Genomic DNA, 21291 nt, shown 5'->3' on the forward strand with positions numbered 1-21291 from the left:
AAATATCATTTATTAAAACCCTCTAAACAACAACTGATTATATTTTTCTGTTATTTGACTATATTGTGATTTAAAATTATTTACGCAAATACATTAAGGAATGAAAAAACTATTTTTTGCTGCCACCGCCCTGCTTGGCACATTTGGGTCTATGGCCCAACAAGTCCCACAAAAGTCAAATTATAGTCAATATGATTTGTTCAATCCCTTGTTCAATTACACCCTCTCAACGCCTACTCGAAGTGGCTCAGGAACACCTGGAGCTAATTATTGGCAAAATTCGGCTGATTACAAAATCAATGTTTCTTTAGATGATGTTAAAAATATTGTGGATGGAGACGTTGAGATTACTTATAAAAATGCGTCTCCCGATAAATTAAATTTTCTTTGGTTACAGTTAGACCAAAACCAATTCAACACAAAATCTCGGGGTGGATTGACAACGCCAATCTCGGGTGGACGTTTTGGCAACACAAGTTTTGAGGGTGGTTACCAAGTAAAATCGGTAACGATTGATGGAAAACCCGCTGATTTTTACGTAACTGACACCCGCATGCAAATCAAGTTGGCTTCGCATTTGGTGGAAAGAACTGGTGCCGCAAAAATTAAAGTAACTTTCTCTTTCAATATCCCAAAATATGGTTCTGACCGTATGGGTACACAAGAGGCCAAAAATGGAACTGTTTTTGAACTCGCCCAATGGTATCCACGCATGTGCGTGTATGATGATATCGAAGGTTGGAACGTGCTTCCATATTTAGGAGCGGGCGAATTTTACTTGGAATATGGCAACTTTGAATATGCCGTTACGGTGCCTTCAACGCATATTGTGGTAGGTTCGGGAGAATTGACTAACCCAACTGAATGTTGGACTTCTGAACAGCAAAAGCGTTTGGCTGAGGCCGCAAATAGCGACAAAACAGTTATGATTATCGAGAAAGATGAGGTTGGCAAAGAAAATTCTCGTCCGAAAAAAGAGGGTAAAATCACGTGGAAATTCCGTTGTTCGATGGCTCGTGATGTGGCTTTCGCTTCTTCAAAAGCATTCATCATTGATGCAGCCAGAATAAATCTACCAAGCGGTAAAAAATCATTGGCAATGTCGGCTTACCCTTCTGAATCAGATGGAAATAAATCTTGGTCACGCTCGACTGAATACGTGAAAGGAGCCATTGAATATTACTCGAAATGGCTGTACGAATATTCGTATCCTGTGGCAACCAATGTGGCGGGAGTTGTGGGTGGAATGGAATATCCAGGAATTGTTTTTTGCGGTAGTAATAGTTCAGGAGAAAGCCTTTGGGGCGTAACTGACCACGAATTTGGGCACAACTGGTTTCCCATGATTGTGGGTTCAAACGAACGCAAATTTGCTTGGATGGATGAAGGTTTTAATACTTTTATCAATTTTTATTCAACCGATGGCTTTAATAATGGCGAATACAAAGGAGCAAAAATTGATATGCACCAAATGTCGAAGCAATTATTTCGTGAGTCTGCTGAGCCAATTATGAATATTCCAGACGTAATTCAACCAAACGGATTGGGTTTTGAAGCTTATTACAAACCAGGTTTAGGATTAAAAATGTTGCGTGAGCAAATTCTTGGACCAGAACGTTTTGACTATGCTTTCCGTGAATACATTAAGCGTTGGGCATTTAAACATCCAACACCTCATGATTTCTTTAAAACAATGGAAGATGCCGCTGGTGAAGATTTATCGTGGTTTTGGAGAGGTTGGTTTTATGAAACGTGGAAACTCGACCAATCGGTAAAAGATGTGCAATACATTGAACAAGACCCAAAAAACGGGGCAATTATTACGATTGAAAACTTGGAAAAATTAGCTATGCCTGCCATCGTTGAAATGGAAATGGCGGGAGGTACCAAAGAAAGAGTTACATTACCCATTGAAATTTGGCAACGAGGTGGTTCTTGGACATTCAAGAGTACGACAACTTTACCGTTAAAGTCAGTAACCATTGACCCTGACCACGTTTTCCCAGATATAAATTCTAAAAATAATACTTGGAGACCGTTGAATTATAAAGCTCCAAAAGCGAATTAGAGTAAATTTAAGTAACGTTTTAACGTCGTCAAGTTCCTCCCCGGTTGGTTGAAACTTGACGACGTTTTAGTGACAGCTTATTTTCATTCAAATTCAAGAATAAATTTATTCAAATTATTCAAATCTGGATTCCCAGTATGGAATTTTTCAAACTCGTCTTTATTTCCGAACCAATCCCAAACTTCTTCCCGTCTTAACCTTGTCATTGCTTTACTTAAATGTGAATGGTATGATGAGTGAGGATATGCTCTGAAATCTTTTACAAAGCCATGCCTTTCTGGGTTAAAATGAATGTAATAAATTAATTCTGTAAAATAAGCATCTGTATCTACTAAAATTCGGCGAAATGGTTCTTCAAAAAGTCCGCCTGTTCGATTATTGGCTTTATTAATAGCTTGTGCATATCCGTTAAATAAAAATGCAAATTGTTTACTAATTATGTGTGACGCAGAAGGTATATTGATATTCTCATCTTTGAAAGGTTTAACGTTGGCAAGGTTTTGAACCTTGCCAACGTTCTCATCCTTATCCGAAACGTTTTTCGTCTTTTTCTTCACATAAAAATCAATTATCTCATCTTCACTTTTTGTTCTAATGGCAATATGAAAATGATTTTTGAGTAAACAATAAGCAAAAGTTTCCGCAATTGGTTCGATATATTGAGCGTATTTTGTTAAGAAATAGGAATAATTTCGTTCTTCTTTGAAAATATTATCGCCATTAATTCCACGATTGTAAAGGTGATAAATACGGTCTGGTTCTAATAATTCGATATTCTTTTTCATTTTGTAGTCTTTAAAATATTTTAATAATATGAAATAATAACAGTTAAAGCCTTAGCTACGCTAAATTTGCAAAAAAAATAATCTTATGCAAAATACCACCCTCCTTTCCATCGCTAAACGCCTACAATCAATCGCTCAAGCGGGCATTTTTTACAGCGATGACAAACCTTTTGACCGTGAACGTTACCAAGAAATAGCGGATATTAGTGTCCAGATTTTGGGGCAATTAACGGATGAACCCATCGAAAAAATTGGCAATCTTTTTACCCAAGAAAGAGACGGTTATCAAACGCCAAAAGTGGATATTAGAGCGGTCGTTTTTAATGAATCGGGAGAAATTTTGATGGTCAAAGAAAAAGTAGATGGCCGTTGGTCGCTCCCAGGTGGTTGGGCAGATGTGGGTTATACGCCTGCGGAAGTAGCTGTAAAAGAAGTACAAGAAGAAACAGGATTGGATGTTAAAACGGTGAGAGTTTTAGGTATTTTCGATAAACGAAATCATCCGCATCCTCCTGAAGGTTGGTACGTTTATAAGATTTTTATTCTCTGTGAAAAAATTGGTGGTGAGATTTCAAAAGATACCACAGAAACATCTGATATTCAATATTTTAGTTTGGAAAATATCCCTCTGCTTTCAGAGCCAAGAAATGTATTTTCACAAATAAAAATGATGTTTGATTATCGAAATAATCCACAGAAAGAAGTTTATTTTGATTAAAGAACAAAAATTGCCAACTTCTGAAATTTGGCAATTTTTTTAATGAATCTTTATTTTTTAAATTTCAAAGCAATTACATTTTTACCAATTTTCTGCCCTTCTGACAAACCCGTTTCGTTATCTTGGCGAGTGTGAATTCCACCATAAAAACGAGAATCAGCAGATTCGATTGCAAATTGATTAAAACTTTTGAAAGAACGGGCATTAAATGCAATACCAGTGGTTGGATCTTTTCCTCTTCCCACGTGAGAATCATCCACAAAAGCAAAATTATCACCAAAGAAATCCGTTAAAACTGCTGAGACGGCTCCTGATTGCGTGGCGTGACCCGATGGGAAACCTGGGAAAGGCGGTGCTGGCCAAAATGGTTTCCAGTTAGCATCAACTGTTCTGCGGAGCATCGTATAAGGACGCTCATTATTAAATTTAAACTTGCATTTCCAGCAATTAATAAACGCATCATTTACGGTAATTCCCGTACGAGCAAATGCCTCTGCTGCTTTTCCTAAACCAGCTTTTGTTTGTTTTACGGCGATATTAGCAATATTATACGAGTGTCCAGGAGGCGTAAAAGTTTCTACTGGATTATCCGCCCACCACACTGAAATTGCTTTTTCCTCATCCGTTAATGACTTACTTTTGGTATAAACTTCAAAATAAGTTGAGAAATAAGGCGATACTAAGGACGAAGAAAATGGTATTGGCATTGGCACTGTCATATTTTGATTGGAAGGAACAAACGTACGATTAGCTCCCCACGTAGGTTGCATCGGGATTTTTTGCCCATTTTCAGTCGTTTGCCACGCTCCATCATACACGGGAACTATGTAAGTTGCAGGAAAATTACGTTTATATCCTTCGTGACCACCGTCAGTTTTTGACCATTCAACTATCGCATTGGCAATATCTTGTCCTAATTTTTCTGAACGATCTACAATATCTTGCGCCACGTTTACTTTATAAGAATTTTTCAAAACCACTTCTACCGAATCGATAACTCGTTTATTCACCACCGCTTGTGGACGAGAAACCTCAGCGTATAAAGCTCGCATCATGGTAGCTTCGGCAGCATTAGCACTTAAAGCCCAGTTATATTCTTTGCCTGTTTCGGGGGTAGGCAACGTCGTTAAGGCGGATAGTTGCCCCGTAAGCGATTGATTATTTGGTAATCCGCCCACTACGGATTCATACATCGTTAAACCTCCTAAGGCATACGCCCGAGAAGCAACTGGTGGCGTATAACCCGCTGTGGTTTTGGTAAGTTGAAGTTGTAAATCAGCCCATTTGGTGGCAACTTCTGCGGAAAATTTATTAGCAGGAGACGTATCCGTTGCAGGAGTAACAGGCGTAACGTCCGTTTCTTTCACTTTACAGGAATCTAAAAATAACGTAAAAAGGGCAATTACCAATAATGGGGCGTGTTTTTTTAGAATTCTCTTAAAAGAAATAATTAGTTGTTGTGTTTTCATCAGTAAGAAATTTTGGTTGAACATAATTAATTATATTGATAAAATTGGTTGTGTTCATAAATATCTTAACAAAATTCTTGCCATCTTTTTGTTGAGAAATCATCTACATTTTGAGTTTGAATAGAACATTAAGTTATTAGTTTTCAACTATATAATCAAGTAATCAAAAAAAAACTCTTTACCACGAGGGCGAAGAGTTTCTACTATCCAAAAATAACAGCAAGGCGATACAACCAACGGTTAGGTATTTACCTCCTATCTATGTATGACAAGACATTTTATGAATAGTCACAATTTTTACAATTTAATTGGTAAGTTATTTTAAAATTCTACCCGCACAGCCTTATCTACCCGCATTACCGATTGTTGTTGAAAATATTTTTTGTATTTTTCTCTTACTAAATCTATCTGTTTTGAGCGTTCTGAACTTAATGTTGAAATGACAATTAACATTTTTGAAGATTCAGAAACGAGCTTTCCATCTTGTCCAAGCCATTGCCCACGAACATCAATAACTGTTGAACCTTCGGTGAAAATTTTAGCAATGACAGTATCGGCAAAAGCTTGCCAATCTTTCGTTGAAATAATTTGTCCACCAGGTTTTGATAGACCAAAAAACAGTTCGGTTTTCGTCATTTTCTGACCTTTGAATACTGTACATGAGCCTAAAATGAGTATTATTCCTAAAATGGAGAGTATTTTCATTGAGATTTTGAAGTTTTTTTTTGAATAATTGGTAAATACTAAGCTACAAAATAATTTGAAATTGATATTACAAAGCGATGATTCCGTTGTATAATAAGTAGGTCTGTATGAATATCGAGCAAAATAGAAGTACAAATCAAACAAAAAATGTAATTTTGAATAAAGAAAGAACCCATGAGAATTGATCCAGCAACCATAGAACGAATAAGACAATCTGCCGATGTGGCGGATGTCATCGGAGACTATGTGTCTTTGAAGAAAAAAGGGGCGAATCTTTGGGCGTGCTGTCCTTTTCACGGCGAAAAATCACCTTCATTTTCGGTATCGCCCGCCAAAGGAATTTATAAATGTTTTGGTTGTGGAAAAGCGGGAGATTCTATCCGTTTTATCATGGATATTGAAGGTTTGGGATACGGTGAAGCACTCAGACATTTAGCGAAAAAATACGGCATCGAAATTCAAGAAACCGTCATGACTGACGAGCAATTACAGTCGCAAAATGAACGAGAAAGCCTTTTAATTGTCTTGAATTACGCCAAAAATTATTACCAAAATAACCTTTTGAAACATGACGAAGGGCAATCTGTCGGTTATCCATATTTCAAAGAAAGAGGTTTTTCGGATAAAACAATTAATACTTTTGAATTAGGGTACAGTCTCGAATCTTGGGATGCCTTCACGAAAGAAGCCTTAAAAAATGGGTATAGTTTAGAGGTTTTGGAGAAGGCGGGACTAACGATTATTAAGGATAGTGAACAGTCAAGCTTTGGTAGCAACCAGCATAAATCATTCGACCGCTTCCGTAATCGGGTAACTTTTCCAATTCATAACGTTTCTGGAAAAGTGATTGCTTTTGGAGCGAGAATTTTAAAGGCAGATAAGTCGCAAGCGAAGTATTTGAATTCGCCCGAAACGGAGGTTTATCATAAATCGAATGTTCTTTACGGAATTTTTCAAGCCAAAAATGCCATCAGAACGAAGGACGTTTGCTATTTGGTGGAAGGATATACGGATGTAATTTCTTTGCATCAAGCAGGTATTGAAAACGTAGTTGCCTCTTCGGGAACGTCCTTGACGATTGAACAAATTCGTTTAATCGGTCGATTTACGCAAAATATTACGGTGCTTTATGATGGTGATTCGGCTGGTATAAAAGCCTCTTTGCGTGGAATGGACATGATTTTGGAAGAAGGATTGAACGTAAAATTAGTCGTTTTCCCAGAAGGCGAAGATCCTGATAGTTATGTTCAAAAGATTGGTTCTGAAGCATTTGTAAAAAATATTCAAGATAACGCTACCGATTTTATTACCTTCAAAGCTGAACTTTCCTTAAAAGAAGCAGGAGGCGACCCTTTCAAACGTGCCGAGTTAATTAAGGATATGGTGGGAAGTATTTCCAAAATTCCAGATTCGATAAAAAGGTCGATATTTTTTCAAAAAACGGCCAGTTTGATGCAGATTGATGAACAATTATTGATTTCGGAAAGTAATAAAATAACCATTGAAAGAGGCCGACAAAAAGATAAAGACCGAGAAAGAGATAATAATCGCCAACGTTTGCAGAACGATTTACCGAAAGGCGTAACGCTCAGTAAACCCGCTCCGAACATCAATTTGGGCGATATGCCCAGTTTTTCGGAAGATGAAGAATTTTCTGGATTTTTAGGAGATTTTGCGCCAAATCAACAAGTTGCTCAACCCATCATTGATCCTCCCGAAGCGCCCAGAACGGTTATTTCGGGTATGGGTTTGCAGGAATTGGAGTGTATTCGGTTATTGATAAATCATGGCACAAAAGATGTTGACCCTGGCGTGGCCCCTGGCGTAACGGTGACGCATTATATTTTAGCCGAAATAGACGGAATGAATTTTGCAACGCCTATTTATCAAGATATTTTAACCATATTTCGAGAACAACTTTTGCAAGGAAATATCTTGAATGCCCAACATTTTATTGGCCACAAATTAGAGAAAATTCAACATGAAGCAATCAATCTTTCGTCTGAACGTTATTCAATTTCTGAAGCTTGGGTTAAACATGACATTATCGTTCCAACGGAAATCGACAAGTTAGCAGATTTGGCTTATCAAAATATTCTCCGACTGAAAAAGGCTTATAACGAGCAACAGATGAAGGAAATTATGAAAAAAATGTCCCAAACCTCCAACATGAACGAGCAAACTCGCCTTTTGGAAATGTTTATGCAAGCCAAAAATATTGAGAAAGATATTGCAAAAGAATTAGGGACGGTGGTAATTCGGTAGGAGGAATTCTAAAAGTGTATTAATGTTCAATGCTCAATTTTTAAAACTTTACCATTAAATAATAATGACAAAAACCTTATATTTAGTCCGTCACGCACAGGCATCTGACTCCGTAAGTCCAGATTTAATCCGTCCGCTCGTTGCGAATGGAATGATTGATGCCGCTCGTATGGGCAGACACCTTGCTTCAAAAATGCAAGGAATTGACCTAATTTTAACCTCACACGCAGAACGTACACAAATGACTTCTCAAGTTTTTTGCGAGCAATTAAAACTTGATAATCAAGTAGTTAAAGTTGTTGAAGATTTGTATGAGAGTTCGCCAAAGCATTATTTAGATGCCTTGAGTGAAGTTTCAGAAAGTATGGATTCAGTCATGATTGTGGGGCATAATCCAAGTATTAGTTACTTAGCTGAATATCTAACGGGTGAGGAAATTGGTTCAATGCCAACGTGTGCGGTAGTGGGAATGACCATTGAAAATTTGACGTGGGCGGAATTAACAAAAAAATCTGGACATATCACTTTCTATGATTCTCCCGATGGGATTTTGGGGGTGAAAGTGTAGTAGTTTTAGCCACAAAGGCACTAAGTCACAAAGTTTTGTTGGAGTCTTAGTACCTTTGTAGATAAGGCCTATTCCCTAACTCCAACCGCAACCTTCCCTTCACTAACCCGCTTCCAACCCACAATCTCAAAAGGAAATGCTCCTTCAAAAACGATTGACAAATTTCGCTTCAAATCGGGATAATCTAATGTGTAAATTTTTAGTTTTTTACCCGTAAATTCTGTTCCTACATAATCTTTCAATTCTGCTTTTGCTTCATAAATATTGGGCGATTTTCTGACCGATTGCCAAAAAGCGAAACTTGGAATAATCTCAATATCTCCCGTAGGCAAATCATTAGGATTTATTCTAATTTTTGCCCATAATTCATCTTCTAAATTTTTTCGTTCTAATACAAAATGCTCTTTTGTTTTTTCCTTAAAAGTATTTTTGGCAATCATTTCGTAGTATTTCGGAATCTGAGATAATGCTAAAAATGAACTCTCGGTTGGTTCTTGCACAGAATTTATCACTTTCATCGCATGAGGACGAACTGTAAGATTTAATGGTAAATAGGTAGAAGTCATCGCAGAATAATCATATTTTTCCTGATGAATTTTACCCGAAAAATCTGAATGTAATGTTTGAATTGAATCGGTTTTATTTACGCCTTCTACGTAGTCAATAGAAAAAGTTAAACTCCCCTCTCCTACTGATATTGAATCTTCTTTTAAGTCGTATTTTGTAATTTCTATTTTACCATTTTTCCAATAATCAGTAAACGTTTTATTTGTCTCTTGATTGATGGACAAAATAGTTTCCACTTTAGGTTTTGATTCTTGCTGAAAAATAGTTGCTTTTTTGGCGAAGGCATAAATAACTGCCAAAGTGATGCAAATGGCTAAAAAATTGTTTCGGATAAATTTGTTCATAATGTTGTTGAATGAGTGGTTGGCAATTTACGCAATTTCAACAAAAACCATATTTATTTGGAAGAATTGGTAGAAAATAAAATCGGTTTGAAAGTTATTATGCTTTCAAACCAATTTTGATAAAACTAATTAATCAACTCTGAGTTGACCCAATTTTCATTTCTTATCTTTTGGTAAACTCAAAGATGGAATTGATGGCAATGTATTGGTATTTGAAGGCTTCCCGTATGCTTCTGGACTTAGATAATTTCCTTTTTCAGTATCTGTTTTTTCGGTTTCAGCTGCAAATGGAGTATATTGCATTAGTTTATCATTTCGTACACCTGTAACTTGCCAACTTACTTTTATAGAAGGCTGATTGGTTTGAATAGTAAACTGATTATTAATTACTTCCTGTTTAATGATGGCTTGTGAAAAAGAACCAATTACAGTCAACTGATAGCGAAAATCTTTATTCAAAGTCTCAAAATAGTTGGGTAAAGTAACGGTAGCGTAACCCGAAGTATCTGTGGTAATATTGCCACTATATTGATTCAAAACCTCATTACTTTCCATGGCGGCATGGCGAAGGATTTTGTTTTTAGGGTCAAGGGGGTGGTCAATTCTAAAAGTTTTTACGCCCGAGGCACTTGAATTTCCATTTATCGTTAAATTGCCATTTATAGTAACTTTTCCCTGAAAATATCCCGCATGAGTGTTATTTGCTCCAACTACATCAGTAGCAAATACTGCTGCCGATAAATCAGTTCCAGCAGGTCCCAACAGATAGCCCCAAAGACCATATTTATTCTTTCCCGAACCCGCAACAGCCCCTAAAACACCAGCATTAATGTACGCATTTTCTATATTACTATAGCCTGTAACCCCTTGAGAAATTTTGCCAACGGTAGCATAATTATAACCGTCAGTGGTTGTTCCATAAACTCCTTGTCCATCATTACTACTGAAGTAACCCCCTGGGTTAGTAGTATCCTGATAAAATAGGGTCGTGGAATTGCCAGAGGTTGTTATTCCTCTTACTGCAATTGTTCTATTTGAAGTTGTATTAGCTGTGTTATATGCCGTAGCATCCATCCCAATAACATTTGAAGAATTATTAGTTCCACTTGCAGCCACCTCAATGCCTTTAGTAATAGCATAATCACCATAATTTCTGGCAAAAAATGAACCTCCAGTAACATACCCACTGGGAATACTCAATTGGTTTGAAAGATTGTTTCCATATATTGCTGTGTAATATACATTACTGGTAAGTGTATTTTGTTTTGTTGTTCCATAAACTCCAATATTGATGCCTCGAGCATTAGTAGCTTGACCAAATAATCCAATATGAGTTCCAATTTGGTCTGCATTATTTGAAACATCCATGTCGCCAATACCCGCTATTTTGTAATTAAATCCAAAATAGGTGGTAGTGGCATTTCCCGAATATTTGAGGGTAGTTTGGGCGTAAGTATTAAACGTTATTAGGCTGGTAACGAAAAGAAAATAGATTTTTTTCATGGTGCTTTTAGATTCAAGTTTTGTAAAATTACAGGAAATTTATTTTAAAGAAGTAAAATTATTAACTTACATACAAACATATAGAAATTCATCAATCATGAAAAAACTTTCCCTTATTCTCCTCACATTCTTTTTCACATTTGCCACCCAAGCCCAAATAGAAAAAGCTCCTCCACGGGCTGAAGGTGATGGGCAATTTAATCGTCTGATAATCAGGGGTGTAAATCTTGTCAATGGTACGGGCTCGCCCATGCAAGGACCTTGTGATATTGTGGTGGAGAAAAATAAAATCGTTGAAATTAAAGTAGTGGGTTATCCGGGTGTGCCAATTGACCCCAAAAGTCGTCCGAAACTCAATGAGGGCGATAAAGAATTGGATTGTACGGGTATGTATATGCTTCCAGGATTTATAGATATGCACGGACACATTGGCGGAAAATCGCAAGGAACACCAGCGGAATACGTTTATAAATTGTGGCTTGGACACGGTATCACCACCATTCGTGACCCATCGGCGGGTAATGGTTTGGACTGGACACTCGATCAAAAAATGAAGTCTGCCAAAAATGAAATTACTGCTCCCCGAATCTTGGCTTATACTGCTTTTGGAATGGGTTCAAAGGAGTCAATCACTACCGCAGAACAAGCCAGAGCTTGGGTAGAAGAAAATGCAAAAAAGGGAGCGGATGGCATTAAATTCTTTGGCGCAAGACCCGAAGTAATTGATGCAGCTTTGCGTAGAAATAAAGAATTAGGGTTACGTTCGGCATTTCACCACGCCCAAGTGGATGTGGCTCGGTGGAATGTATTGAACTCCGCCAGAGCAGGTTTAACTTCGATGGAACACTGGTACGGACTTCCAGAGGCACTTTTTGACAGTCAGACGATTCAAGATTACCCGGCCGATTATAATTATTCGAACGAACAAAATCGTTTTGAAGAAGCGGGGAAATTGTGGAAACAAGCGGCAAAACAAGGCTCAAAACGTTGGAATGACGTGATGGACGAATTGTTAAAATAAGATTTTACCATTGACCCAACTTTTAATATTTATGAAGCAAATCGTGAGTTGATGTTGGCTCGTCGGGCGGAGTGGCATGAGGAATATACCTTACCTCAATTATGGCGTTTTTATCAACCTTCAAGGGTTTCGCATGGCTCATACTGGCAAGAATGGGGAACGGAACAAGAGGTGCAATGGAAAGAAAATTACAAAATTTGGATGGCGTTTGTGAATGAATATAAAAATCGGGGTGGACGAGTGACGACGGGTTCGGATTCGGGGTTTATTTTTCAATTATATGGTTTTGCCTACATCCGTGAATTGGAACTTTTGCGTGAGGCCGGTTTTCATCCATTGGAAGTTATCAGAGCTGCAACACTCAAAAGTGCAGAAGCTTTGGGCATGGCAGATAAAATTGGTTCGGTGGAAGTTGGAAAATTGGCGGACATGATCATTATGGAAGAAAATCCTTTAAAAAATCTCAAAAATCTCTACGGAACGGGGGCTATTAGATTAACTGATAAGAACGAAGTCGTGCGAGTAGGTGGCGTGAAATATACGATTAAAGACGGGGTGATTTATGATGCTAAAAAACTCTTGGATGATGTCAAAAAAATCGTTGCTGATGCCAAGAAGAAGGAGAATTTTGAAATTTTTCAGCCTGGAATGGAAAAGAAAGTTGGCGGAAAAGTGCAAGGCAGTAAGGAATAATTTCACGAAAACATACGGAAGTCGTCCTTTAAAAAAACGACTTCCGTATGTTTAATAACTCAAAATTCAGAGTCAGCAAAGTATGCTTCACCCAACGTTTTCCAACGATGATACGGTCTTTGATATTCGTATCATTTTTCTTATTATCCCCTCCAAAAACTTTCACATTTAATGTTCCCGTAATGATTGTAATGTCGGAAAATCTTTCGATTTTCGTGAGTACAACATTAAACAGATAATTAAAGGTGCATTCGTTCCATGTTTTTGGATTTAAAAAGTAAAATATACGGAGGAAAATAAATTTTCCTTCAGAAAACATTCGGTAAATTTTTCTTTCCTCTTCTCGAAATACTGGCTTTGAGGTTTAGTATCTGTAATTTATTTTCCGTTTTGTCATATCCAATGATGCAGAAAAAATGGATAAGAAAAGCCCGATAAATACGGATAGACTTTTCACGATCAAAGGGTTATTTAAAATAACCAATACTTCCGGCGTACATTCTTTGCTTGCTGTTTTGGAGACAAAAAAGCGTAAAATTACGATGCCATAGTAACAGGATAATATTTTTTGTTTTTGATTAACCGTAACAAAAATCATTTGGGCTTGTGTTTAGGTTGTTTTCATGGAGGTAAATTGTTAAAATATACGACAGATTTCCATAGAATAAAAGCAATTATCAATCGGATATATGTATTGTTTTTAGGGTTTTTAAGGTCGTTAAAATATTTTAACAGAGAGGTTTTAAGAAATGGAAAGAACTATTCGTATTTTTATAAAATCATCTTTATCAACAAACCATGCTCCCATCTCAAAAATCACTATTTAGCCTCGAAGAAGGCATTCATTATATCAATTGTGCCACGATGTCACCCAATCTAAAATCAGTAGAAAAAGCTGGTTTAGAGGGAATTATGCGTAAATCTAATCCCCAAAATATCACGCAAGAAACCTTTTTTGAAACAACCATTCCCGTTCAAAAAGCATTCGCTAAACTGATAAATTGTCCCGATTTTGAACGTATCGCCATGATTCCCTCCACGTCCTACGGCATGGCAATTGTGGCGAGAAATTTAGGGTTTAAACCAAACCTAAAATCAGGGCAAGAAATTGTAATGGTTCATGAAGAATTCCCTTCGGATGTCTATGCTTGGGAAGGAATTTGTATGGAAAAAGGGCTGAAAATCAAGACTGTCCTCCCACCTACTACGCTCGAAAATCGGGGTAAAATTTGGAATGAAACGTTGATAAATTCTATCAATGCCAATACCTGTTTGGTCGTGATTTCTCCCACGCATTGGGCGGATGGCACTCGGTTTGATTTAGAAGCAATTGGTCGGCAATGCAGACTTTACGGAGCATTATTTATCATTGATGGCGCTCAATCTATTGGCGCATTACCCATTGATATTCAGACAATTAAACCCGACGCTTTGATCAATGTGGGCTACAAATGGTTACTTGGGCCGTACTCAGCGGGAGTAGCTTATTTTGGCGAATATTTCGATACGGGTTCATCCATCGAACGCAATTGGATTAATCGGGTTGGATCGGAAGATTTCAGGAGTTTAATCATTTATCAAGATAATTATCGCCCAAAAGCTGACCGTTATAATGTAGGGGAAAGAAGTAATTTCATCCTAAATCCAATGCTGGAAACATCGCTCAATCAACTCTTGGATTGGGGCGTGGAGAATATTCAAAACTACTGTAAAAATCTGTTGGAAGAACCGCTGAAAACCTTACAATCTAAAGGTTATTGGGTGGAAGATGTAGCATTTAGAACGCATCATTTGGTGGGTTTACGAGTACCTACGGGTGCGGATATAAATAAAATTCAAGGGGAATTAAAACGGAGAAATGTAATCGTTTCTTTCCGTGGCGAATCCATCAGAGTTTCTCCACATTTATATAACGACCAAACGGATATTGATTTATTAGTCGAAGGACTTTTGGCAATTGATAATCGATAATTGATAATTGATAATCGATAATCGATAATCGATAATCGATAATCGATAAAAAATGCTGATTCGGAATTATTAGTTCCAAATCAGCATTTCAACAATTATCAATTAATCATTATCAATTATTTTGGCATTAAAACTGTATCCACAACGTGAATAACACCATTGCTTTGATTTACGTCAGCAATTGTCACCTTCGACATTCCACCTTTTTCGTCCGTAAGAATTACACTTTTACCTTTCAAAGATGCTGTTAATGTTCCACCTTGAACAGTCTTCATTGTTGCCTTCCCGTTGCCCGCTTTAATGGCAGCAACGATGTCAGTCGCACTCATTTTTCCTGCTACAACATGATACGTAAGAATCGTAGTAAGTGTTCCTTTATTTTCTGGTTTTACCAAAGTTTCAACCGTTCCAGCTGGTAATTTATTGAATGCCTCATTTGTTGGAGCAAAAACCGTAAATGGGCCTGCGCTTGAAAGTGTTTCTACTAAACCTGCAGCTTTTACTGCCGCTACTAAAGTAGTATGGTCTTTTGAATTTACGGCATTTTCAATAATGTTTTTTGAAGGATACATCGCTGCACCACCTACCATTACTGATTTTTTCATTTGTGCAAATGAACCTAAGGATACCAATGCTAATGCGAATACTAAAATTAACTTTTTCATAATTTGCTTACTGCGGAACGCCGCATCGTCTTGTTAAAAATTTGTTGATGAAATACAATTATAATAACTAACGATAAATTGAAATGTTTGGATTTGTATCAATTAAAAATAGTTTTTAGTAATCTATCTTTTTGGAAAGTGTGAATTATGTAATTATTACCTCTAAAACGGCTATGTCTTTTACCGGTAATATTCTGACCTTTACGCTTTGCAATGATTGTATTATACTTAGTTCCTTGAAAAACAATAACACGCTAAGTAAGGGTTAGGATTTAATTAAAAATTAAAGGCGGTAAGTATTAAAGAAAGATTAAAACATTATTTCTAAATACGGGGTTAGAATTTAGTTGTTAGATGTCAGGTATTAGTAATGTAACTTTCTGTTAATCAAGTAATTATAATACCTTAAAACATAAACTATGTTCTAACGAATACTTTGTATTTCTGTGATTAAAATCATATTAATTATCCTAACATATCCCTAATTTTAATTTCCACTATTACCTAATAATAGAAAGATACCATGAAATTACATATAAAATACATGGTCAGTAATCGCTGTAAAACGGTGGTTAAATCGGCTTTGAAAGCACTTGGGGTACATTTTGTAATGCTGGAATTGGGAGAAGTTGAAATTATGGAAAGACTCACGATAGAACAACGTGATTTTCTAAAAATGGAACTCGAAAATGCTGGCCTTGAATTGATCGACGACAAACGTTCTATTTTAATTGAAAAAGTGAAACATACCATTATTGAAATGATTCATAATTCTGAGGAAATAGTACGGGTAAATGTTTCTGTCTTTTTGAGCGAAAAACTGAATTACGATTATACGTATATGGCAAATTTATTTTCGCAGATACAAGGAATCTCTATTGAACAATTTATTATTTTACACAAAGTGGAAAGGGTAAAAGAACTGTTGATTTATGGAGAATTGAACATTTCGGAAATAGCCTATAAGATGGATTATAGCAGTAGTGCGCATTTATGCACTCAATTTAAAAAAGTTACGGGTTTGACTCCTTCCCATTTCAAACAATTGAAAAACAAAAGAAGGAAAGCTGTTGAATATATTTAGTCATTGTTTTTGGGATAAAGATTCCTAATAGCACACTTTCTATTTATGATTCAACAGAAAATATTAGTTGGTAAAATTTTTATGCAAAAGAGATTATTCAGAAAAATATCTTTCTTAGAATTTTAGCTTTAAAACAATACAAAGATTTTGAAAAAATCAATCATATATTCAAAAGCATTAAATGATGTGTTTGCACAAGCACCCGTAAATATCAGTATTGTTAAAGCCAATGACTATATTATCGAATTCGCCAATGAGTATTATTTATCACTTTTTGATAAAAAAGAAGATATCGTAGGTAAATCTCTTTTTGAAGTATCTCCCGAACTTGTTAAGCAAGGGATTAAAAGCATTATTGATCAAGTAATTAAGACGGGTATTCCTTACATCGGCAAAAAACATTCCTTTAGCATCAAGAACGATAATTTCTTAGTAAAAAGTTATTCCAAATTTATATTTATGCCCATTGAAGATTCAAATGGCAGTATTTCAAAAATAATTTTTATACCTATTGATATTACAGAACAAATTAAAAATCAGTTAAGAGGTGAAGAAGCAGAACGACTTTACCATGAATTAATTTATTCTTCTCCTTCAATGATGGCAGTTTTGAAGGGAAAATCTATGATTATTAGTATTGCCAATGCCTCCATGATAGAAACGTGGGGAAAGGGAAAGGATGTTATTGGCAAATCGCTTTTTGAGGTGATGCCCGAAATAGTTGAGCAAGGTTTTGATAAAATATTACTAAAAGTATTCAAAACGGGCGCTCCTTATTTTTCCTACGAACAACCCATAAATATCATGCGTTATGGCAAAATGGAAACGATATACTATACCTTCGTTTATCACGCCCAACGCAATGCAAAAGGTGAAATAGAAGGCATAGCCGTGATTGCGAATGAAGTTAATGCCCAAGCACTTTTGCATCAGAAAATTCAAGAAAATGAGTATAGTTATGAACAAATGATTTACTCTTCTACTACTGCCATTGGCATTGTAAAGGGAAAAGACTTTGTTATTTATACGGCCAATGATGCTATTTTGGAAATTCTTGGTAAAGGCAAAAACATTATCGGTAAACCCTATTTTGCGGTAATGCCCGAACTTATTGAACAAGGGTATCAGGAAGTTTATCAAAACGTGTATGACACAGGAAAAACATTTATTGCCACTGAAACAGCCGTAGATATTATTCAAAATGGAAAAATGGAGCGTAAATATTATAACTTCATTTTGCAAGCGCAACGAAATCGTGTTGGTGAAATTGATAGTATTGGTATTATTGCCCATGAGGTTACTTCGCAAGCGATCATCAATAAACGCATTAAAGAAAGCGAATCATATTTCAGAATGATTGCCGAATTAATACCCGAAAAAGTAACGAATGCCACACCCGATGGAACCGTTATCTTTTACAATAAAAGCTGGACTGAATACACAGGAGCAAGTTTTGATGAATTGAAAAATGATGGTTGGAGTAAATGGATTCATCCCGACGATGTCCAAAAAACGCATACAAACTGGAATTATTCCGTAAAAACGGGTAGCGATTTTGACATGGAATTGCGAATACTCAATCATCTTGGCGAATACAGATGGCACATCAGCCGAGCAAGAGCCATTAAAGATGAAACTGGAAATATAAAACTTTGGATTGGCACAAATGGAGACATTCATAATCAGAAACAACAAACCCATGAATTAGAGAAAGCAGTGGCAAAAAGAACCGCTGAATTGCAACAGAAAAATAGGGAAATTACTGAGACTAAAGAAAAATTATTATCCGAATATTCTCGCAGTTTGATTGAAGCCAGCCATGACCCTTTGTTTGTAATTAGCCCGAAAGGAAAAATTACAGATATCAATCAGGCTGCCATTAAAGTAGTTGGCATCATTCGACAAAAACTCATAGGCACTAATTTTTACGATTATTTCACTGACCCTCAAAAGGCCCGAGAAGTCTATCAAGAGGTATTTTTAAAAGGATTTGTGGCAGATTATCCCTTAACGATAAAAGACAAAATTTTAACCGATGTGCTTTTTAATGGCTCCGTTTATAAAGATGGAAAAGGAAATGTGCTTGGGGCAGTGGTGGTAGCAAGGGATATAACCGAACTAAAAAAGGTTGAGAAACAACTATTGGAGTCGAAAATTATTGCTGAACAAGAAAAGGAAAATGCGGTGAATGCTCAAAAAATTGCTGAAAGTGCCGTAAAATCAAAACAGCAATTCTTGTCGAATATGAGTCACGAGATCAGAACGCCCATGAATGCCATCATTGGGTTTACGAAAGTGATGAAAAAAACGGAATTATCCCTCAAACAAAAGGAATATTTGAATGCCATCGAATTGAGTGGTGATGCTTTAATTGTGCTCATTAACGACATTCTGGATTTGGCAAAAGTAGAATCTGGACAAATGACATTTGAAAAAATCCCCTTTAAATTAGCCTCATCAATCACTACGACCATTCGTTTATTTGAGCCAAAAATTAATGAAAAAAATATCCAATTAATTGAAGAATACGATAAAAGAATTCCCGAAAATTTGTTGGGCGATCCCGCTCGATTGAATCAAATTTTACTAAATTTATTGAGTAATGCCGTAAAATTTACCCGCCAAGGAAACATCACAATTAGTGTGCGTTTGATGGAGGAAGATGATGAAAAAGTGACGGTTGAATTTGCCATCAAGGATACGGGCATTGGTATTAAAAAAGAGAATTTAGACACTATTTTTGAGAATTTTCAACAAGCCACCAATGAAACTTCTCGCTTATTTGGCGGCACTGGATTAGGGCTGGCTATCGTAAAACAGCTCTTAGAACCACAAGGTGGGAAGATTTTGGTAGAAAGTGAAATTAATGTGGGTTCCAAATTCAGTTTTACATTAACTTTTCTGAAAACAGAAACTACGCTGCCCTTAATACCGGAAACAATACAATTAGACCTCGCAGTTAAGGGAATTAAAGTACTGGTGGTAGAAGACATGGCACTTAACCAATTATTAATAAAAACGATTTTGGATGATTTTGGATTTGACGCTGAAATTGCCAATAATGGAAAAATAGCCATTGAAAAACTAAAAAATAATCATTACGATATTATTTTGATGGATTTGCAAATGCCCGAAATGAATGGTTTTGAAGCCACTGATTATATTAGAAATACGATGAAATCATCCATTCCAATTATGGCACTAACCGCCGATGTAACGACCGTGGATGTGGAAAAGTGCAAAGAAGCGGGGATGAACGATTACATTGCCAAACCCATTGATGAAACTTTATTATACAGCAAAATAATTACGTTAATTAAAAATGCGGTCAAAACTTCAACGGAGAAAATAATACAAGAAATTGCCATCGAAAAAGTGAGATGTATCAACTTAGAATCCCTGCAAGATCGCACAAAATCTAATCCAAAATACTTAAAGGAGATTATTTCGATTTATTTAGAACAAACGCCTCCTTTAATAAAATTGATGAAAACGAGTTTTGATACGCAGAATTGGGAAACATTATCGGCAACAGCGCACAAAATGATACCTTCTTTTTCAATCATAGGAATGAATCGTAATTTTGAAGAAATGGCTCGCAAAATTCAAGATTTTGCTAATAATCATTCCCCAACAAAAGGTATTTCATCGATGATTACCCAACTCGAAGCCATTTGCGGACAAGCCTGCATAGAATTGAAAGACGAGTTGAAAAAGTTGACCTGATAAATAATGAACGGTCATCATCACTAAAATGAGTCCAGCGATGATTTCTTTACACGTCATATTTATATTGTAGGCTTAATTTTCCACAAATCAATTAGTTGCTAAAAGTTATACTACTTTTACGAACGGCATTTTTTATCATAAATGCATAATAAAAAACTCATGAATACAGATAATAAAATAATCCTATTTTTGGTAGATGACGATGCGCTCTTTCTAAAATCTTTAGAAATTGAATTTCTTAGTAAACCAGCTTTTGACATTGAAACTTATGCAACTGGCGAACTTTGTTTAGCAAATTTACCTAAAAAACCAGACATCATTATTCTGGATTATCACCTAAATGGCATTGATAAAAATGCCATGAATGGCTTGGAAACATTGGAAAAAATCAAAGCAAAAAACCCCAAAATACCCGTAATAATGCTTTCTTCGCAAGATAAAATCGAGATTGCGATTAATTGTATGCACCTAAAAGCCTCTGATTATATCGTAAAAAGCGAAACCGCCTTCGTGCGTTTGCAAGCAAGTATTGAGAATATTTTCAAATACCAACGAATGCAAAAAGAACTCGGTTGGTACATGGATAGAATGTAGATATTATTAAACAAGCATAATTTACACCAGGCTTCAAATATTTCACCGATTACTCAAACTTAATTAGTCCTAAAGTGTTAAAAAAGCATGAATTTATGTATGAATTATTATATTGTTCATTGGCAAAACCTGATTTGACAGCCGGTGATATTTCTGATATTTTACGAGTATCGCAAAAGTGGAATCTTCAAAATGATATAACAGGGTGTCTTTTATATTTTGACAAACAATTTATTCAAATAATTGAAGGGGAGAAACAAACGATTAAAAGTCTTTTTGCTAAGATTGAGAAAGACGTTCGACATAAAAATGCCACGGTTTTAGCAGAAAATGAAAAAGAAGACCGATTTTTCAATCATTGGAGTATGGCTTTTAAAGAACTCTCACTGAGCGACATGGAAAATATTGATAATGTGCTTATGATTAATAATTTCATTACCTTTAGTGGGTTAGATTACCGATTGACCAAAGCGATGAAATTATTTTGTACTATCGCAAAAGAACCTTTTAGAAAATTAACTTTACCCCAAGAATATTTTTAA

The 21291-nt window shown here is 36.1% G+C and carries 15 protein-coding genes and 1 pseudogene; 10 read left to right on the forward strand and 6 right to left on the reverse strand.

Annotation, left to right across the window (positions count from 1 at the left end):
- Positions 1 to 100: 100 nt before the first annotated feature.
- The gene (locus tag AC1W31_RS02465) at positions 101 to 2068 is read left to right on the forward strand and encodes a M1 family metallopeptidase (RefSeq protein WP_481732812.1); all 1968 of its coding nucleotides are present in this window, start codon (positions 101 to 103) and stop codon (positions 2066 to 2068) included.
- A gap of 83 nt (positions 2069 to 2151) precedes the next feature.
- Here the strand turns inward: AC1W31_RS02465 and AC1W31_RS02470 are convergent, their stop codons facing one another.
- On the reverse strand, positions 2152 to 2853 hold the full coding sequence (locus AC1W31_RS02470) for a transposase (protein ID WP_481732813.1): 702 nt from the start codon (positions 2851 to 2853) through the stop codon (positions 2152 to 2154).
- An 85-nt stretch (positions 2854 to 2938) separates the two neighbouring features.
- Here AC1W31_RS02470 and AC1W31_RS02475 point away from each other — a divergent pair, with 85 nt between their 5' ends.
- Positions 2939 to 3571: an NUDIX hydrolase gene (locus AC1W31_RS02475; RefSeq protein ID WP_481732814.1), complete on the forward strand. Its 633-nt coding sequence runs from the start codon at positions 2939 to 2941 to the stop codon at positions 3569 to 3571.
- 50 nt (positions 3572 to 3621) lie between these two features.
- Here AC1W31_RS02475 and AC1W31_RS02480 read toward each other — a convergent pair whose 3' ends face one another.
- Together AC1W31_RS02480 and AC1W31_RS02485 are read right to left on the reverse strand one after the other, a co-directional pair.
- A complete protein-coding gene (locus tag AC1W31_RS02480) occupies positions 3622 to 5040 on the reverse strand; it encodes a vanadium-dependent haloperoxidase (RefSeq protein ID WP_481732815.1) in 1419 nt (472 codons plus the stop codon).
- Between the two features lie 321 nt (positions 5041 to 5361).
- Positions 5362 to 5745 carry a DUF3574 domain-containing protein gene (locus tag AC1W31_RS02485; RefSeq protein ID WP_481732816.1) on the reverse strand — a complete coding sequence of 128 codons (384 nt, stop codon included), beginning with the start codon at positions 5743 to 5745 and terminating at the stop codon, positions 5362 to 5364.
- Between the two features lie 174 nt (positions 5746 to 5919).
- Between AC1W31_RS02485 and dnaG the strand changes: the two genes are divergently transcribed.
- Both dnaG and AC1W31_RS02495 read left to right on the forward strand, forming a co-directional pair.
- The gene (dnaG, locus tag AC1W31_RS02490; protein WP_481732817.1) at positions 5920 to 8010 is read left to right on the forward strand and encodes a DNA primase; all 2091 of its coding nucleotides are present in this window, start codon (positions 5920 to 5922) and stop codon (positions 8008 to 8010) included.
- 64 nt (positions 8011 to 8074) lie between these two features.
- Positions 8075 to 8578, forward strand: coding sequence for a SixA phosphatase family protein (locus tag AC1W31_RS02495; protein WP_481732818.1), 504 nt, complete (start codon positions 8075 to 8077; stop codon positions 8576 to 8578).
- 68 nt (positions 8579 to 8646) lie between these two features.
- Here the strand turns inward: AC1W31_RS02495 and AC1W31_RS02500 are convergent, their stop codons facing one another.
- Positions 8647 to 9489 (reverse strand): hypothetical protein, encoded by an 843-nt coding sequence (locus AC1W31_RS02500; protein ID WP_481732819.1) that lies wholly within the window; start codon positions 9487 to 9489, stop codon positions 8647 to 8649.
- 156 nt (positions 9490 to 9645) lie between these two features.
- A complete protein-coding gene (locus AC1W31_RS02505) occupies positions 9646 to 10992 on the reverse strand; it encodes a hypothetical protein (protein WP_481732820.1) in 1347 nt (448 codons plus the stop codon).
- Positions 10993 to 11089: 97 nt separating this feature from the next.
- Between AC1W31_RS02505 and AC1W31_RS02510 the strand changes: the two are divergent.
- Together AC1W31_RS02510 and AC1W31_RS02515 are read left to right on the forward strand one after the other, a co-directional pair.
- A pseudogene (locus tag AC1W31_RS02510) lies at positions 11090 to 12706 on the forward strand (amidohydrolase family protein).
- A gap of 798 nt (positions 12707 to 13504) precedes the next feature.
- A complete protein-coding gene (locus AC1W31_RS02515) occupies positions 13505 to 14677 on the forward strand; it encodes an aminotransferase class V-fold PLP-dependent enzyme (protein WP_481732821.1) in 1173 nt (390 codons plus the stop codon).
- A 116-nt stretch (positions 14678 to 14793) separates the two neighbouring features.
- Here the strand turns inward: AC1W31_RS02515 and AC1W31_RS02520 are convergent, their stop codons facing one another.
- A complete protein-coding gene (locus tag AC1W31_RS02520) occupies positions 14794 to 15342 on the reverse strand; it encodes a fasciclin domain-containing protein (protein WP_481732822.1) in 549 nt (182 codons plus the stop codon).
- 523 nt (positions 15343 to 15865) lie between these two features.
- On the opposite strand from AC1W31_RS02520, the gene AC1W31_RS02525 reads away from it, so the two are divergent.
- The 4 genes from AC1W31_RS02525 to AC1W31_RS02540 all read left to right on the forward strand — a co-directional run bounded on the left by AC1W31_RS02525 (position 15866) and on the right by AC1W31_RS02540 (position 21291).
- The gene (locus AC1W31_RS02525; RefSeq protein WP_481732823.1) at positions 15866 to 16426 is read left to right on the forward strand and encodes a helix-turn-helix domain-containing protein; all 561 of its coding nucleotides are present in this window, start codon (positions 15866 to 15868) and stop codon (positions 16424 to 16426) included.
- A gap of 147 nt (positions 16427 to 16573) precedes the next feature.
- Positions 16574 to 20152 carry a PAS domain S-box protein gene (locus AC1W31_RS02530; RefSeq protein WP_481732824.1) on the forward strand — a complete coding sequence of 1193 codons (3579 nt, stop codon included), beginning with the start codon at positions 16574 to 16576 and terminating at the stop codon, positions 20150 to 20152.
- Positions 20153 to 20314: 162 nt separating this feature from the next.
- The gene (locus tag AC1W31_RS02535; RefSeq protein ID WP_481732825.1) at positions 20315 to 20749 is read left to right on the forward strand and encodes a response regulator; all 435 of its coding nucleotides are present in this window, start codon (positions 20315 to 20317) and stop codon (positions 20747 to 20749) included.
- Positions 20750 to 20844: 95 nt separating this feature from the next.
- Positions 20845 to 21291, forward strand: coding sequence for a BLUF domain-containing protein (locus AC1W31_RS02540; RefSeq protein ID WP_481732826.1), 447 nt, complete (start codon positions 20845 to 20847; stop codon positions 21289 to 21291).

The sequence above is a fragment of the Arcicella sp. genome (assembly GCF_964672035.1).

Coding starts and splice junctions, on each gene's coding strand:
- AC1W31_RS02480 (WP_481732815.1), bottom strand. CDS start 5,040: ATGAAAACACAACAACTAATTATTTCTTTTAAGAGAATTCTAAAAAAA.
- AC1W31_RS02540 (WP_481732826.1), top strand. CDS start 20,845: ATGTATGAATTATTATATTGTTCATTGGCAAAACCTGATTTGACAGCC.
- AC1W31_RS02495 (WP_481732818.1), top strand. CDS start 8,075: ATGACAAAAACCTTATATTTAGTCCGTCACGCACAGGCATCTGACTCC.
- AC1W31_RS02535 (WP_481732825.1), top strand. CDS start 20,315: ATGAATACAGATAATAAAATAATCCTATTTTTGGTAGATGACGATGCG.
- AC1W31_RS02515 (WP_481732821.1), top strand. CDS start 13,505: ATGCTCCCATCTCAAAAATCACTATTTAGCCTCGAAGAAGGCATTCAT.
- AC1W31_RS02465 (WP_481732812.1), top strand. CDS start 101: ATGAAAAAACTATTTTTTGCTGCCACCGCCCTGCTTGGCACATTTGGG.
- AC1W31_RS02500 (WP_481732819.1), bottom strand. CDS start 9,489: ATGAACAAATTTATCCGAAACAATTTTTTAGCCATTTGCATCACTTTG.
- AC1W31_RS02485 (WP_481732816.1), bottom strand. CDS start 5,745: ATGAAAATACTCTCCATTTTAGGAATAATACTCATTTTAGGCTCATGT.
- AC1W31_RS02470 (WP_481732813.1), bottom strand. CDS start 2,853: ATGAAAAAGAATATCGAATTATTAGAACCAGACCGTATTTATCACCTT.
- AC1W31_RS02525 (WP_481732823.1), top strand. CDS start 15,866: ATGAAATTACATATAAAATACATGGTCAGTAATCGCTGTAAAACGGTG.
- AC1W31_RS02505 (WP_481732820.1), bottom strand. CDS start 10,992: ATGAAAAAAATCTATTTTCTTTTCGTTACCAGCCTAATAACGTTTAAT.
- AC1W31_RS02475 (WP_481732814.1), top strand. CDS start 2,939: ATGCAAAATACCACCCTCCTTTCCATCGCTAAACGCCTACAATCAATC.
- dnaG (WP_481732817.1), top strand. CDS start 5,920: ATGAGAATTGATCCAGCAACCATAGAACGAATAAGACAATCTGCCGAT.
- AC1W31_RS02520 (WP_481732822.1), bottom strand. CDS start 15,342: ATGAAAAAGTTAATTTTAGTATTCGCATTAGCATTGGTATCCTTAGGT.